Origin of the sequence: Phenylobacterium sp. (assembly GCF_041916435.1) — a bacterium.
Classification (GTDB): domain Bacteria; phylum Pseudomonadota; class Alphaproteobacteria; order Caulobacterales; family Caulobacteraceae; genus Phenylobacterium.
Genome location: NZ_JAYRZM010000001.1, coordinates 445,304 through 460,526 on the forward strand (window position 1 = coordinate 445,304; position 15,223 = coordinate 460,526).

The 15,223-nt window shown below is 70.2% G+C and carries 14 protein-coding genes and 1 tRNA gene; 9 read left to right on the forward strand and 6 right to left on the reverse strand.

Annotated elements, in window-relative coordinates:
• Positions 1-8: 8 nt before the first annotated feature.
• Entirely contained in the window at positions 9-530 is a 522-nt protein-coding gene (locus ACE3TA_RS02200; protein WP_374570062.1) for a superoxide dismutase family protein, read from the reverse strand.
• Between the two features lie 207 nt (positions 531-737).
• Between ACE3TA_RS02200 and gyrA the strand changes: the two genes are divergently transcribed.
• From gyrA to ACE3TA_RS02220, 4 genes are all read left to right on the forward strand, one after another.
• Positions 738-3,386 (forward strand): DNA gyrase subunit A, encoded by a 2,649-nt coding sequence (gyrA, locus tag ACE3TA_RS02205; RefSeq protein WP_374571105.1) that lies wholly within the window; start codon positions 738-740, stop codon positions 3,384-3,386.
• A gap of 183 nt (positions 3,387-3,569) precedes the next feature.
• Complete coding sequence (coaD, locus tag ACE3TA_RS02210; RefSeq protein ID WP_374570063.1) at positions 3,570-4,064, forward strand: pantetheine-phosphate adenylyltransferase; 495 nt, start codon at positions 3,570-3,572, stop codon at positions 4,062-4,064.
• Positions 4,061-4,411, forward strand: a complete 351-nt coding sequence (locus ACE3TA_RS02215; protein ID WP_374570064.1) for a nuclear transport factor 2 family protein — start codon at positions 4,061-4,063, stop codon at positions 4,409-4,411. Before coaD ends, ACE3TA_RS02215 begins: the two co-directional genes overlap by 4 nt.
• A gap of 5 nt (positions 4,412-4,416) precedes the next feature.
• On the forward strand, positions 4,417-5,277 hold the full coding sequence (locus ACE3TA_RS02220; protein WP_374570065.1) for a peptidylprolyl isomerase: 861 nt from the start codon (positions 4,417-4,419) through the stop codon (positions 5,275-5,277).
• Positions 5,278-5,351: 74 nt separating this feature from the next.
• On the opposite strand, the gene ACE3TA_RS02225 is transcribed toward ACE3TA_RS02220, so the two are convergent.
• A complete protein-coding gene (locus ACE3TA_RS02225; protein WP_374570066.1) occupies positions 5,352-7,826 on the reverse strand; it encodes a TonB-dependent receptor plug domain-containing protein in 2,475 nt (824 codons plus the stop codon).
• A gap of 276 nt (positions 7,827-8,102) precedes the next feature.
• Here ACE3TA_RS02225 and ACE3TA_RS02230 point away from each other — a divergent pair, with 276 nt between their 5' ends.
• The gene (locus tag ACE3TA_RS02230) at positions 8,103-8,567 is read left to right on the forward strand and encodes a peptidylprolyl isomerase (RefSeq protein WP_374570067.1); all 465 of its coding nucleotides are present in this window, start codon (positions 8,103-8,105) and stop codon (positions 8,565-8,567) included.
• A gap of 5 nt (positions 8,568-8,572) precedes the next feature.
• Positions 8,573-9,136: a phosphohydrolase gene (locus tag ACE3TA_RS02235; protein WP_374570068.1), complete on the forward strand. Its 564-nt coding sequence runs from the start codon at positions 8,573-8,575 to the stop codon at positions 9,134-9,136.
• Here ACE3TA_RS02235 and ACE3TA_RS02240 read toward each other — a convergent pair.
• On the reverse strand, positions 9,127-10,131 hold the full coding sequence (locus ACE3TA_RS02240; RefSeq protein WP_374570069.1) for an endonuclease/exonuclease/phosphatase family protein: 1,005 nt from the start codon (positions 10,129-10,131) through the stop codon (positions 9,127-9,129). The two genes, ACE3TA_RS02235 and ACE3TA_RS02240, sit on opposite strands and share 10 nt — an antisense overlap.
• 65 nt (positions 10,132-10,196) lie before the next feature.
• On the opposite strand from ACE3TA_RS02240, the gene queA reads away from it, so the two are divergent.
• Positions 10,197-11,273, forward strand: coding sequence for a tRNA preQ1(34) S-adenosylmethionine ribosyltransferase-isomerase QueA (queA, locus tag ACE3TA_RS02245; RefSeq protein ID WP_374570070.1), 1,077 nt, complete (start codon positions 10,197-10,199; stop codon positions 11,271-11,273).
• Positions 11,273-12,391 carry a tRNA guanosine(34) transglycosylase Tgt gene (gene tgt / locus ACE3TA_RS02250; RefSeq protein WP_374570071.1) on the forward strand — a complete coding sequence of 373 codons (1,119 nt, stop codon included), beginning with the start codon at positions 11,273-11,275 and terminating at the stop codon, positions 12,389-12,391. Before queA ends, tgt begins: the two co-directional genes overlap by 1 nt.
• Positions 12,392-12,403: 12 nt before the next feature.
• On the opposite strand, the gene ACE3TA_RS02255 is transcribed toward tgt, so the two are convergent.
• Complete coding sequence (locus ACE3TA_RS02255) at positions 12,404-12,994, reverse strand: hypothetical protein (protein ID WP_374570072.1); 591 nt, start codon at positions 12,992-12,994, stop codon at positions 12,404-12,406.
• A gap of 122 nt (positions 12,995-13,116) precedes the next feature.
• Here ACE3TA_RS02255 and ACE3TA_RS02260 point away from each other — a divergent pair.
• Positions 13,117-13,191 (forward strand) — tRNA-Lys (locus tag ACE3TA_RS02260).
• A 21-nt stretch (positions 13,192-13,212) separates the two neighbouring features.
• Here ACE3TA_RS02260 and ACE3TA_RS02265 read toward each other — a convergent pair.
• Positions 13,213-13,719 (reverse strand): GNAT family N-acetyltransferase, encoded by a 507-nt coding sequence (locus tag ACE3TA_RS02265; RefSeq protein WP_374570073.1) that lies wholly within the window; start codon positions 13,717-13,719, stop codon positions 13,213-13,215.
• Positions 13,720-13,810: 91 nt separating this feature from the next.
• Positions 13,811-15,091, reverse strand: a complete 1,281-nt coding sequence (locus ACE3TA_RS02270; RefSeq protein WP_374570074.1) for a sulfatase — start codon at positions 15,089-15,091, stop codon at positions 13,811-13,813.
• Between the last annotated feature and the right edge of the window lie 132 nt (positions 15,092-15,223).

Here is a 15,223-nt window from a genome sequence, read left to right on the forward strand (position 1 = left end):
CGGCGCGATCAGCTGCTGATGATCGCCCCGCAGGCCACGCGCGCGCCGGCCCCGCCGATCGGCTGGGTCGTGTAGTCGTCGGGCTGGGCGTGGATGATCAGGGCCGAGCCGTCGGCGTCCAGCAGGGCCGGGCGTCCGCCGGCGCCGCGCAGGGAGACGAACGGCGAGAAGAGTTCGGCGCTCGCCGTGCCGTCGGCGGCCACGAAGAGGTTCGGCAGGTCGCCGGAATCGTTGGCCTGCGGGTTGAGCAGGCCGTGGACGACCGGGGTCATGGCGTGCACGTGGCCGCCGGCCGAGGTGAAGTCGGACTTCGAACAGTCGCCCTTTTCGTGGAAGTGCATGCCGTGCCAGCCGGGCGGCAGGCCCTTGGCCTCGATGTGCAGGATCACCCCCTTGGGCGACTCGGTGACCTTGGCCATGCCCGCGCTCTCGCCCGCGTTGGTCTTCAACTGGAACTCCACGAAGTCGGCGGCCGAGGCGGCCGTGCTCGCGACAGTGGCGAGGGCGAGGGCGAGGGGCAGGATTTTCATTGGAAACGCTCCTTATGCGGGCGGTAAAGTTGGCGTCGGCGCCCCTGCGATGTTAACAACCGACAGGACGATTTTGTGTCCGATTCTGACGGCTAAATCCCTCCTTTGACTGACGAGACCATCACTCCTCCGGACGACGGCCGGCGCGGGGGCATCGCCCCTATCGCCATCGAGGACGAGCTGCGCCGCTCCTATCTCGACTACGCGATGAGCGTGATCGTCAGCCGCGCGTTGCCCGACGTGCGCGACGGCCTCAAGCCCGTGCACCGCCGCATCCTGTTCTCGATGAACGAGGAAGGGCACACGCCCGACCGCGGCTATGTGAAATCCGCCCGGGTGGTCGGCGACGTCATGGGTAAGTATCACCCGCACGGCGACGCGGCGATCTACGACACCCTTGTGCGCATGGCGCAGCCGTTCTCGATGAACCTGTTGCTCATCGACGGCCAGGGCAACTTCGGCTCGGTGGACAACGATCCGCCGGCGGCCATGCGCTACACCGAATCGCGCATGACCAAGGCGGCCATGGCGATCCTGGCCGACCTGGACAAGGACACGGTCGACTTCAAGGACAACTACGACGGCTCCTTCCGCGAGCCGGTGGTGCTGCCCTCGCGGGTCCCGAACCTTCTGGTGAACGGCGCCGGCGGCATCGCGGTGGGCATGGCCACCAACATCCCGCCGCACAACCTGGGCGAGGTGGTCGACGCCTGTCTGGCGATGATCGACAACCCCGAGATCGGCCTGGACGAGCTGCTGGACATCGTGCCGGGGCCGGACTTCCCGACCGGCGGCGAGATCATCGGCCGCACGGGCGCGCGCCAGGCGCTGATGGGCGGCCGCGGCTCGGTGATCATGCGCGGCAAGGCGTCGATCGAGGAGATCCGCAAGGATCGCGAGGCGATCGTCATCACCGCGATCCCCTACCAGGTGAACAAGGCCGCGCTGGTCGAGCGCATCGCCGAACTGGTGCGCGAGAAGCGCGTGGACGGCGTGGCCGACCTGCGCGACGAGAGCGACCGCGACGGCATGCGCGTGGTCATCGAGATGAAGCGCGACGCCTCGGCCGACGTCGTCCTGAACCAGCTCTACCGCTACACGCCGCTGCAAAGCTCGTTCGGCGTGAACATGCTGGCCCTGAACCGCGGGCGACCGCAGCAGATGGGCCTGAAGGAGATGCTCGAGGCCTTCGTCGACTTCCGCGAGGAGGTCGTCGTCCGGCGCACCAAGTTCGAGCTCTCCAAGGCCCGCGACCGGGGCCACGTGCTGGTCGGGCTGGCCATCGCCGTGGCCAACATCGACGAGGTGATCCACATCATCCGCTCGTCCAAGGATCCGGCCGAGGCGCGCGAGCGCCTGGTCGCGAAGCCTTGGCCGGCGGGCGACATGATGGCGCTGATCGACCTGATCGCCGACCCGCGCACGGTGCTGGTGGACGGCGACAAGGTGCGCCTGACCGAGGAGCAGGCCCGCGCGATCCTGGCGCTGACCCTGTCGCGCCTGACGGGCCTGGGCCGCGACGAGATCTTCGGCGAGGCGCGCGAGCTGGCCGCGACCATCCAGGGCCACCTGGACCTGCTCTCCAGCCGGGCCAACATCATGGCCGTGGTGCGCGAGGAGCTGGTCGAGGTGAGGGCCCAGTTCGCCGTGCCGCGCCGCACCGAGATCGTCGAGGGCGACGCCGACGTCGAGGACGAGGACCTCATCGCCCGCGAGGACATGGTCATCACCGTGACCCACGGCGGCTATGTGAAGCGCACGCCGCTGGCGACCTACCGCACCCAGCACCGGGGCGGGAAGGGGCGCTCGGGCATGGCCACCAAGGACGAGGACGCCGTCACCCGGGTGTTCTCGGCCAACACCCATGCGCCGGTGCTGTTCTTCTCCTCCGCCGGCAAGGTCTACAAGCTGAAGGTCTGGCGCCTGCCGATCGGCACGCCGACCTCGCGCGGCAAGGCGTTCGTGAACCTCCTGCCGATCGAGCCGGGCGACACCATCACCTCGATCCTGCCGCTGCCGGAGGACGAGGCGACCTGGGACCAGTTCGACGTGATGTTCGCCACCCGCTCGGGCAACGTGCGGCGCAACAAGCTGTCCGACTTCGTGCAGATCAACCGCAACGGCAAGATCGCCATGAAGCTGGACGAGGGCGATTCCATCGTCGGCGTGGCGGTGTGCAACGCCGAGGTCAACGACGTGCTGCTGACCACGGCGCTGGGCCGCTGCATCCGCTTCGCCGTGGACGAGGTGCGGGTGTTCGCCGGCCGCGAGTCCACCGGGGTGCGCGGCGTGCGCCTGGCTGACGGCGACGCGGTGATCTCCATGGCCATCCTGCGTTCGGTGGCGGCCACGCCGGCCGAGCGGACGGCCTATCTGAAGCGCGCCAACGCCGTGCGCGGCGGCGGGGCCGAGGAGGAGGGCGCGCCGGTCGAGGAGGAGGAAGCCGCCGAAGGCGCCGAGGACGTGGAGCTCACCGCCGAGCGCTATGTGGAGCTGAGCGCCGCCGAGGAGCTGATCCTGACCGTCTCCACCGAGGGCTTCGGCAAGCGCACCTCGGCCTACGACTACCGGCGCACCGGCCGCGGCGGCCAGGGCCTGATCGCCCAGGACCTGACCAAGCGCGGCGGCAAGCTCGCCGCCTCCTTCCCCGTGGAGGAAGCCGACGAGATCCTGCTGGTGACCGACCAGGGCCAGTTGATCCGCACGCCGGTGAGCCAGGTGCGCATCGCCGGGCGCAACACCCAGGGCGTGACCATCTTCCGCACGGCGGCCGACGAGCACGTGGTCAGCGTCGAGCGCCTGGCCGATTCCGGCGAGGACGACGAGGTCGAGGAGCCGCCCGAAGCCGAGGCCTGACCCGTCGCGGACCCGGCGCGGCGTGTGAACGCGCTGGAGATATGCTGAAATCCTGCGGACTTGAGAGGCGATCACAATCGCGCGGGTGACGCGCCGTGAAGCGGCCGGCGGGCGAATTTGCGCTTGCTTTCGCCGCGCCGGGCGGCGACACGCGAAAAAGAACCAGTTGGGGGGTCTCGCCGTATGCAGCGTATCGGTCTCTACCCGGGCACGTTCGATCCGATCACCAATGGCCACACCGACATCATCGGGCGGGCGGTGAAGCTGGTGGACAAGCTGGTGATCGGCGTGGCGATCAACGCCGGCAAGGGGCCGCTGTTCTCTTTGGAAGAACGGGTCGAGATCCTGCGCTCGGAGACCGAGCACCTGAACCATCGCGCCGAGATCGTCGTCGAGCCCTTCGAGGGGCTGTTGATGAACTTCGCGCGCGAGGTGGGCGCCGGGGTCATCATCCGCGGCCTGCGCGCGGTGGCCGACTTCGAATACGAGTTCCAGATGACGGCGATGAACCAGCAGCTCGATCGCGAGATCGAGACCGTGTTCCTGATGGCCGATCCGCGCCACCAGGCGATCGCCTCGCGGCTGGTCAAGGAGATCGCCGTGCTGGGCGGGGACATCTCCAAGTTCGTCAGCCCCAGGGTGAAGGACCGCCTGCTGGACAAGGTCGGGCGCGGTTGATCGACCCGAAGGCCTTCGCCGCCGAGTGGGTCGAGGCCTGGAACAGCCACGACCTGGCGCGAATCCTGTCGCACTATGCCGAGGACGTGGTCTTCACGAGCCCGGCCTCGAGCCGCTACACGGGCGACCCCAGCGGGCGGGTCGTAGGCAAGGCGGCCCTGGAAGCCTACTGGCGCCGGGCGCTGGAGAACGCGCCGGACCTGACCTTCACCCTCAGATCGGTGTTTTCCGGTCCCAACGCGGTGGCGATCCGCTATTTCAGCTCGCGCACCGGCGCCGAGGCCGTCGAAGTGCTGCGCTTCAACCCAGATGGTCTGGCGGTGGATTCCGCAGCCTATTACGAGTGACCCCCATGATCCGCACCGCCTTGACCGCCGCCGCCCTCGCGGCCCTGGCGCTCGCCGCCCCGAGCGCCGCCCAGACGCCCCAGACCCCGCCGGCGGAAACCGCGCCGGGTCCGAACGACTGGCGCGCGCCCGACCCGCAGGACATCCTGGTGATCGACACCAACAAGGGCCGGATCATCGTCGAGATCACGCCCACGACCGCGCCCTTGCACGCGCCGCGCATCCGCGAGCTGACCCGCAAGGGCGTCTATGATGGGCGCACCTTCTTTCGGGTGATCGACGGCTTCATGGCCCAGACGGGCGATCCGCTGGACAACGGCACCGGCGAAAGCGACCTGCCGAACCTGCCGGCCGAGTTCACCTTCCGCCGCGGGACGGATACGCCGATGGTGGTGGCCGACGACCAGTCGGTGGCCGAGCTCGGCTTCATCGGCCCGGTGCCGGTGATCAGCCAGTCCTCGATGCTGATGCCGATGACGGCGGACGGCAAGGTCAACGCCTGGGGGCTGTTCTGTCCGGGCGTGGCCGGCATGGCGCGCGGCTCCGAGCCGGATTCGGCCAACAGCCAGTTCTTCCTGATGCGCGACGAGTATCCGAAGCTGGAGAAGCGCTACACCATCTGGGGCCGGGTGATCTCGGGTCTGGACGTGGTGCGCGCGCTGAAGACCGGCGAGCCGGTCGACCCGCCGCAGGACAAGATGACCAAGGTGCAGCTCCTGGCCGACATGCCGGCGGCCGAGCGGCCGAAGATCCGCGTGATCGATCCCAAGGGGCCGTGGTTCCAGGCCGAGATCGCCCGCAACAAGGCGCTGAACGGCGGCCACATCTCGCCGTGCGGCGTGAAGATTCCCGTCGAGGTGAAGTAGCCCCCGTCGAGGCGGGGAGAGGAGCCGCGGCCCCGCCGGGGATCGGACCCGGCGAGGCGGCGGCCTGAGGCGTCCTACCAGTTCACCGACAGTCGCCCGTAGACGTAACGGCCCGAGCGGCCGAACGGCGAGTAGTTGGAGAACGGGGTGTTCGACGTCGAGTTCAGGGACGCCGGGTAGGCGTCCGGGTATTCGTCGAAGATGTTGTCCGCGCCCAGCGCAAGCTGGACGTGGTCGATCACGTCCCAACGGCCTTCAAGGTCCACCACCGTCTTGGCCTTGAGGGTGAAGTCGGTCGCCGCCGTGGTCCCGGGGCTCAGCACCTCGCCGTAGCGGGTGGCGCGCAGGGTCGCGCCGAACGGGCCCCGCTTCCAATCCACCGAGCCGGTGAGCTTGGAGTCGGGCGTGCCCTTCTCGAAGGTCAGGATGTTCACCCGGCCGAACAGCTCCGGCGACGGCGACAGGGCCGCCAGCGGCGCGGTTTCCGGCACCTTGTCGACCTTGGTGTCGTTGAAGTTGGCCCCCAGGGTGAAGGCGAACTGGCCGGCCTGCTCGGTGTCGAGCTTGAAGTTGGCCACGATGTCCACGCCGTTGGTGGTGGTGTCGACGCCGTTGATGAAGAACCGGCCGCCGCCGATGCCCACGAAGCCGAGCGAGGTCAGGTAGTCGCGGACGTTGGTCTGGGTCAGGTTCTCGGACAGCACGATGCGGTCCTTGATCTCGATCCGGTAGCCGTCGATCGTGACGTTCACGCGGCCGAGGCGGATGACCGCGCCCAGCGAGTAGTTGACCGACTTCTCGGGATCGAGCGGCTTGGCGCCCAGGGCCGCGGCCACCGGGTCCGTCGCCGGGAAGGTGGTGATGTCGAACGGCACCCCGTTGATGAAGTTGGTCGAGGTGGTGGCGAAGTACTGCTGCTGCAGCGACGGCGCGCGGAAGCCGTTCTGGATCGACCCACGCAGGGCGAACGCCGGGGTGAAGTCGTAGCGCAGGGCGATCTTGCCGGTGAGCGTCTCGCCGAAGTCGGAGTAGGATTCGCCGCGCACCGCGGCCGAGGCCAGCAGCGCGTCGGTCAGGTTGGCTTCCAGGTCGACGTAGGCGCTGACCGCGGTGCGGTCCTTGTCCACCGCGTTGGAGGGACGGAAGCCCGGGAACACCTGGGCGCCGGACGCGGTGGGCTGGCCGTTCAGCAGCTCGCCGCCGTTGCGATAGGAGTCCGGCTCGCCGGCGTGGATCTTGTAGCCCTCACGCCGCCATTCCAGGCCGGCGGCCACGTTGAGCGGCGAAGCCAGGCCCACGTCGTAGGTGCGCACGCCGGAGAAGTTGAAGACGAGCTGGTTGTACTCGAACCCGCCGGCGTTGAACGTGGTCTTGCTCGTCGGGCCGATGGAGCGGTTCAGCGTGTCGCGGATCGTGAAGTCCATCTTGTTGAACCCGTAGACCAGCGAGGAATCCATGTCCCACTGGCCCCACTTCCACGTGCCGCCGCCGGCCGCCGAGAAGTCCTTCACCTCCGGATTGATCAGCGGCAGGAAGCCGTCAGGGTAGATCGCGGTGATGTTGCGGGAGTCCGAGGCGCGGCGGAAGAAGCCGGCCGAGGTGGAGTCGCGGTCCTGGTAGCTGGACCAGCCGTAGAGGTGCACGCCGTTGGCGAGGTCGTAGCCGGCGTTGGCGAACAGGGTGTACTGCTTGATCCGCGGGTCGCCGAACCAGGCGTCGTAGCGGTTGAAGGTGGCCTCGCGCGGGTCGAAAGCGCCGTTCACCAGGTCGTACTGCTGGCGCCAGTCGGGCGCGGTGCGCACGGTCTTTTGCTGATTGAGGTATTCGCCCGAGAGGGTCAGGAAGCCGCTGTCGCCGAGCGGCAGGCCCACCCAGCCGGAGAGGTTGGCGGTCTCGCCGTCGGTGCGGTCGTAGGACGCCTTGTCGGCGACGCTCCAGGTGGCGCCGGCAGGCGGGTCGCCGACCTTGGTGTCGACGGTGGTCACGCGCGCGCCGTAGGTGGCGCTGAAGCCGCCGCCGTGGGAGGCCTCGCGCAGGCGCACGTTCAGCACCCCGGCGATGGCGTCGGAGCCGTACTGGGCCGAGGCGCCGTCACGCAGCACTTCGATCGAGCGGATGGCCGAGGCGGGAATGGTGTTGAGGTCCACCGCCGAGGAGCCGCGGCCGATGGTGCCGTTGATGTTGACCAGCGAGCTCTGGTGGCGGCGCTTGGAGTTGACCAGCACCAGGGTCTGGTCGGGCGCGAGGCCGCGCAGGGTGGCCGGACGGATGGTGTCGGTGCCGTCGGCGAGGCCGGGGCGGGGGAAGTTGAAGGAAGGCAGGGCCACCGACAGGGCCTGGTTCAGCTCGGTCACGCCGCTCTTGGTGAGCTCGGCGCCGCCGACGACGTCGACCGGAACGGCGGTGTCCAGGGCCGAGCGGTTGGCCGCGCGCGTCCCGGTGACGACATATTCCTCAACCTGTGTCGGCTCGTCCTGGGCGAGGGCCTGGCCTGCGACGAGCAGGCTGCCGGCCGAAGCGGCGGCGAATAGAAAGGTGCGGTAAGACATGGAGTTCCCCGGTTTTTGGCCGAGTTCGAGGGACTCGGCTCCGGGGAATAGCTAGTTCTGTGCGAACGTGTCGAAAATGACATTAATGTCACGCTCAGCCACAAACTTGCCTGAATGCGCACGAGGCGTGGATCGTCTGTGGATACGCGGGCCCACGCGCGCGCCGATCATCGAAGGGTCGGAACGTCCGGCGTTTTCGGCTATTGCGGGGGCGAACACGCGCCGCGCGTCCGGATCGTCCGGGACCGCGCGGCCTGAAGACAGGACCGCCTTTCGATGACCGATCCCGAAAACACCCTGATCATGACGCTGGAGACCGGCCCCGTGACCATCCGCCTGCGGCCGGACCTGGCTCCGGGCCACGTGGAGCGCATCAAGGAACTGGCGCGCGAAGGGTTCTACGACGGGGTGGTGTTCCACCGGGTGATCCCGGGCTTCATGGCCCAGGGCGGCGATCCCACGGGCACCGGGACCGGCGGGTCGGACAGGCCGAACCTGAAGGCCGAGTTCTCCGACGAGCCGCACGTGCGCGGCGTCTGCTCGATGGCCCGCACGCCCAATCCGAACTCGGCCAACAGCCAGTTCTTCATCTGCTTCGACGACGCCACCTTCCTGGACGGCCAGTACACCGTGTGGGGCGAGGTGGTCGACGGCATGGAGCACGTGGACGAACTACCCAAGGGCGAGCCGCCGCGCGCGCCGGGCAAGATCGTGTCCATGAAGGTGGCCGCGGACGCCTGAGGCCGATGACGCCCGGGCTGGAAGCCGCCTACGCCGAGCCGCACCGGCGCTATCACGGCCGCGCTCACATCGACGCCTGTCTGGCGCTGCTGGACCAGGTGGACGGCTTGAGCGGGGCCGACCGGCGGCTCCTGACCTGGGCGATCTGGTGGCACGACGCCGTCTATGACCCGAAGGCGCCGGACAACGAGGCGCGGAGCGCCGAGATGGCGCGGCGCGACCTCGCCGGCCTCGGCGTCGGGCCGGCCGAGCGGGAGGAGGTCGCGCGGCTGATCGGGCTGACCGCCGGCCACGCCGTGGCGGCCGGCGACCGGCTGGGGGCGATCCTGGTCTCCATCGACCTGGCGATCCTGGGCGCGACCGCGAGCGCCTATGACGCCTATGCGCGCGACGTGCGCGCCGAATACGCCCACGTGCCCGAGGCGGCGTGGCGGACTGGCCGCGCGCGCGTGCTGAAGGCCTTCCTGGATGCGCCGGCGATCTACGCCGATCCGGGGTTCGCCGGCCGGCTCGAAGCCCAGGCGCGGGCCAACGTCGAGCGAGAACTCGCGGGCCTGGCTCAGGCCTGAGGCGCGAGCGCCAGCACCACCAGCACCGGATAGTGGTCGGAGCCGATCGCCGGGCCGCGCTCGACCTTGACGGTGCGCCAGGCCGATCCGGCGTAGACGTGGTCGATGGGCAGGAGCGGGAAGGGCGCGCCGAGACCGCGCAACTGCGCGAACGGCGTGGGCCAACTGAACAGGGCCCGGGTGCGCCGCCGAAGGCCCCAGGCCCGGTCGTCGGCCCGGCGGGCGAACGACCAGGGCGTGGAGTTGAAGTCGCCGGCCAGGATGAGCCGGTCGCGCCGGCCGGGCGGGTCCAGCAATTCGCCGATCCGCCGCCGCTGCCAGGCCTGGCCCCTGGCGCTGGTCGGCCAGAGCAGATGGGCGGCCATCACCGTGAAGGTTCCGCCGCCGGGCGCCGGCAGCACCGCGCGCGCGGCGGGAATGCGCCCGCGCCGGCCCGCCGCCTCTTCGAAGCCCCGCGACAGCGGCTTGGCGCGGCTGAGGACGACCGATCCGCAGAACCTGTCGTGCGCGGTGTAGCAGCTCGCGTGATAGCCGCCCGCATTCCGCAGGGCCGCGACGAGCGCGCGCGAGGGCTCCTCCATGACGATCACGTCGGGATGCGTCTTCAGGAGCCAGGCGAGCGCCCCGTCGACGTCCGCGTTGCGCCCGCCCCAGGCGTTGAACTGCACCAGGCGGATTTGCCGCGGCGCGTCCGCCGGCGCGGCGGGCGGGTCGGGGCGCAGGTATTCCGGGGCCATCAGCAGGCCGGAGGCGAGGAGCCCCGCCAGCGCCAGGGCGAAGGTCGCCCGCCGCGCCGCGCCCGCCGGAGCCGCCAGGCCCAGCACGGCGGCCGCGAACGCGCCCGCCAGCCAGATCGGCGCGAGGTGGGTCAATATGTCGAGACGGCGGCTGAAGACGCCCCCCAGGGCGGCCACGGCGCCCGACGCGCAGACGGCCGCCACGGTGAGCGCCGCCGTCGACAGGGCCCGCAGGAGGAGGCGGCGCAGCAGGGACATCGGGCGGCTCTAGCATGCGTTGCGGCTTGACGCACAGGCCGGCGCATGGCCTTGACCCGGGCCTCATGCAGCTTGCCGACTTCGACTTCGACCTGCCGGACGACCGGATCGCGCTGCGGCCCGCCACGCCCAGGGATTCCGCGCGCCTGCTGCTGGTCGAGCCCGCGGCGCCGCTCGCCGACCTTCGGGTGTCCGACCTGCCGGACCTGTTGCGCGCGGGCGACGTGCTGGTGCTGAACGACACCAGGGTGATCCCGGCGAGGCTGAAGGGCCGGCGCATCCGCAGCGAGTCCGTCGTGGCCGTGGAGGCCACCTTGCACCGGCGGCTCTCGCCCAGCCGCTGGAGCGCCTTCATGCGGCCGGGCAAGCGGTTGGCGCCCGGCGACCGGGTGGCGTTCGGCGAGACCGAGGACCGCGCCTGCCTGCTCGCCAGCCTGGACGCGACGGTGGCGGAGAAGGGCGAGGGCGGGGAGGTCACCCTGGCCTTCGACCTGGCCGGCCCCGACCTGGACGCGGCCATCGCCGAGCGGGGCGCCATGCCGCTGCCGCCCTATATCGCCGCGAAGCGGGGCGAGGACGCCCAGGACCGCGCCGACTACCAGACCGTCTACGCCGACGAGTCCGGTTCGGTGGCCGCGCCGACGGCGGGCCTGCACTTCACCCCCGAGCTGCTTGAGCGGCTGCGGGCCAAGGGCGTAGCCCTGGAGTTCGTGACCCTGCACGTGGGCGCGGGCACCTTCCTGCCGGTGAAGACCGAGGTGATCGCCGAGCATCGCATGCACCCCGAATTCGGCGAGGTGGACGCGGCGACCGCCGGGCGGCTGAACGCCGCGCGGGCGGCGGGCGGGCGGATCGTCTGCGTCGGCACCACCTCGCTGCGGCTGCTGGAAAGCGCGGCCGGCGAGGACGGCGTGATCCGCCCCTTCGCCGCGGAGACCTCGATCTTCATCACGCCGGGCTACCGCTTCCGCGCCGCCGACGGGCTGATGACCAACTTCCACCTGCCGAAATCGACCCTGTTCATGCTGGTCAGCGCCTTCGCGGGCCTTGAGACCATGCGCGCGGCCTATGCGCATGCGATCGAGAGCGGCTACCGCTTCTATTCCTACGGCGACGCGAGCCTGCTCTGGAGGGCGGCCTGATGGCGGCCTTCCCCTTCACGATCAAGGCGACCGACGGCGCGGCGCGCACCGGCGTCCTGTCCACGCCGCGCGGCGAGATCCGCACGCCGGCGTTCATGCCGGTGGGCACGGCCGGGACGGTCAAGGCGCTGACCGTGGATCAGGTGGCCCAGACCGGCGCGGACATCCTCCTGGGCAACACCTACCACCTGATGCTGCGGCCCACGGCCGAGCGGGTGGCGCGGCTGGGCGGCCTGCACAAGTTCATGCGCTGGGAGCGGCCGATCCTGACCGACTCCGGCGGCTTCCAGGTGATGAGCCTGTCGAAGATCTCCAAGGTCACCGAGGAGGCCGTCACGTTCCAGAGCCACCTGGACGGATCGCGCCACGCACTCAGCCCGGAACGGTCCATCGAGATCCAGGCCGACCTCTTGGGCTCGGACATCGTCATGCAGCTCGACGAGTTGGTGGCCTGGCCGGCGGAGGAGACGGTCGCGGCCGAGGCGCTGCGCCGCTCGGCCCGCTGGGGCGCGCGCTGCAAGGCCGCGTTCGGCGAGCGCGAGACCCAGGCGCTGTTCGGCATCCAGCAGGGCTCGACCGTGGAGCATCTGCGCCGCGAATCGGCCGAGCGGCTCGTGGAGATCGGCTTCGACGGCTACGCCATCGGCGGCTTGGCCGTGGGCGAGGGCCACCAGGCGATGTGCGAGGTGCTGGACTATGCGCCGGCCATGCTGCCGGCGGACCGTCCGCGCTACCTGATGGGCGTGGGCAAGCCGATCGACCTGGTCGAGGCGGTGGCGCGCGGGGTGGACATGTTCGACTGCGTGCTGCCGACCCGCTCGGGCCGGCACGGCCAGGCCTGGACCTGGGACGGGCCGATCAACCTGAAGAACGCCCGCTTCGCCGAGGACGAGGCGCCGCTCGATCCCGACAGCGCCTGCCCGGCGTCGTCGGCCTATTCCAAGGCCTATCTGCACCACCTGGTGAAGGCCCAGGAGATCCTGGGCCAGGTGCTGCTCTCCTGGCATAACCTGGCCTTCTTCCAGGCCCTGATGGGCGAGATGCGAGCGGCCATCGCCGAGGGCCGGCTCGACGCCTTCCGCCGGGCCTTCGCCGCGCGCCAGGGCGCGTCGGGCTAGGCGCCGCGCGGTTCAGCGGATCGGATAGCGCGGCTTGAACTCCTGGGTGACCACGGGCGGCGGCTCGGCCATGTGCGCGGGCGTGGCCGGCGGGTTGCAGCCCTTGGATTCGCCCAGCCCCTTCAGGTAGCCGCGGCGCACCGCGCCGGCCAGGATCGACTTCTGCACGAGCCGGTCGTGCCGCTCGGCGCCGGTGAGCTTGCGCACCCAGCTTCGGAAGGGGATCACGTCGCTGGCGGCGCCGGCCACCATGCCGAGCGCGCCGTCACGCCCCTGTTCGCCCATCGAATCGCCAGGCTCGGGCGGCTGGTCGAGGTCGGGGCCCAGGGCGTCGTCCAGCGGGGCGAGCAGGGCCTCGATGGTGTGGCAGGTCAGGCGCTTGTCCGGCCGCGCATAGGGATCGGCCAGCGCCTCGAGCAGCACCGCCGGTATCTTGGTGCGCAAGACGTTGACGTCGCGCAGGGGCGCCTGCACGGCGCTCTCCAGATCCTCGCGATTGGCCTCGGAGGTGGTCTGGATCTTCGGCGAACCGTCCGCCGGCGTGGTGGTGCAGCCGCCCATCAGCAGCAGGAGGGCCGCGCTCATCGTGATTGCGACGCGCATGGATGTTCACTCTAGTCCTGTTTCAACCGCCCCGAAATCGCCAGTCGCCGGCCTTGCTCCGAAGAGAGCTGGGCCCTAAGGTCCGCGCCGCTTCGCCCGGCGCGTCCCGCGCGCCGCGCCAAGGGCCGGTAGCTCAGTGGTAGAGCATTCGACTTTTAATCGAATGGTCCTGGGTTCGACCCCCAGCCGGCCTACCAAACCCCGCACGCGCAGATTCCTCACGCCGCCTGCCTGACAAGGTCGCGCCGGTAGAATTTCGTGTCCACCGCCATGCGCGGAAAGCTGGCGGGCAGTTCGTCGGCGGCGATCTCGTCGAAATCGTTCTTCTCGTAGAAGCGGTGCGCGGCGAGGAACCGGTCGGTCGTGCCCAGGTAGATGGTGGACAGGCCCACCGCCCGCGCATGGGCGATCAGCACGTCCAGCAGCCGTCCACCCGCGCCGCCGGCGCCCCGGGCTGACGGGTCGACGAACATCTTGCGCAGCGCGCCGATGCGCCCGCCGATGTCCTTCAGCCCGATCGTGCCGACCACGGCGCCGAGCCGCTCGGCCACCCAGAAGCCGCCGGCGCCGGACTGGTAGAAGTCGGGGATCGCCATCAGGTCGGGCTGGTCCTGGGCGGTGATCTCCACGCCGTACTCGTCGCGCTGGACGCCCACGATGAGGCGCACGACGGCGGCCGTGTCGTCGGGCTCGAAGCTGCGAATCGTGATCGGCGCAACCGCCATGGAGGCGCGCTCCTGCTCTCTTGGCAGGCGAGCTTAACCGTCGGCTGATGGCGGCAAAACGGCGATTCGATGGTGCAGTTTGGTCCGGCGGCTAGTCCGGGTGGTCGGCGGCCGACGCCGGGGCGACGTAGGGCGGGAAGGCGGCGGCCATGGGCTCGTACTTGTCGCGCGCGCGCTCCAGGCGGGCCTTCATCTCGGCGGCGACGTCGGGGAACAGGGCCGCGACGCTGTAGTTTTCGCCGGGATCCTGTTCGAGATCGAACAGCAAAGGATAGCCGTGCCGGTCCAGCGGGATGTCGTAGGTGCGGTAGTAGGAGCGCACGATGTATTTCCAGCGCGCGGTGCGCAGGGCGGCGACCTGGGCGTTGTTGAAGAGCACGATCTCCTCGTGCGGCGAGGGAGCGTCGCCGAGCAGCACGGCGGACAGATCGCGTCCGTCGAGCTCGAGATCGGCTGGCGGAGCCTTGCCGGACAGCGCCATCAGCGTGGGCAACAGGTCCAGGTTGGAGGCCAGGGCGCCGGAGACGCGCCCGGCCGGCAGGGTTCCCGGCTGGCGGGCGATGAACGGCACGCGATAGCCGCCGTCCCAGGCCGCGCCGCCCTTGCGGTCGCGGAACGGGCCGGAGGAGCCCTCGAACCACGGCCCGTTGTCGGAGGTGAAGGCGACCATGGTCGATTCCTCCAGGCCGAGCGCGCGCAGGCGCTCCATCAGGCGCCCGACATTGCGGTCGATCTCCTCGACCACCTCGCCGTAGGCGCCGGCGGGCGAGCCGGTGAGGTCGTCGGGATTGGGCCGCAGCGGCACGTGCGGGGCGGTGAGCGCCAGCAGGATGAAGAACGGCCGGTCCTGGTTGGCCTCGGCGAAGGCGAGCGTGCGTTCGAAGAAGTGCTGGGTGAGCTTGGGGAAGTCGACGCGGCTCTCGGTGAGCGGGGCGTCGGGCGCGTCGGCCGCGTAGAGCGCCAGGGGGCGCATGTCGTGGCTGTAGGGCAGGCCGTAGAAGGCGTCGAAGCCGTAGGCCATGGGCGGCCAGTGCGGCGCCACGTGGCCCAGGTGCCACTTGCCGATCAGGGCGGTGGCGTAGTCCGGCTTCAGGGCCTTGGGGATGGTGAAGGCGCCCGGCGGCAGGCCGATGGAATCGGAGGGCTGGATCACCTCGTGGGCCAGGCCGTGGCGGATGGCGTACTGGCCGGTGAGCAGGCCGGCGCGCGAGGGGCTGCAGACGTTGGCCGAGGCGTAGAAGTCGGTCAGGCGCACGCCCTCGGCGGCCATCCGGTCGAGGTTCGGCGTGCGGATGATCCTGCCGCCGTCGCAGCCCAGGTCGCCGTAGCCCAGATCGTCGGCCAGGATGATGATGTAGTTCGACGGCTTCACGGCGCGCTCCCCCAACCTGGCCCGATCACGCCGAGCCTTGCCGCCAGTTTTTCGCAAAGCCGGTTCGAGCGCCACCCCGCAACTTGTGATCCGCGCCGGGTGGCGGGGGAGCCATAGCGGGGCTAGCCTTCC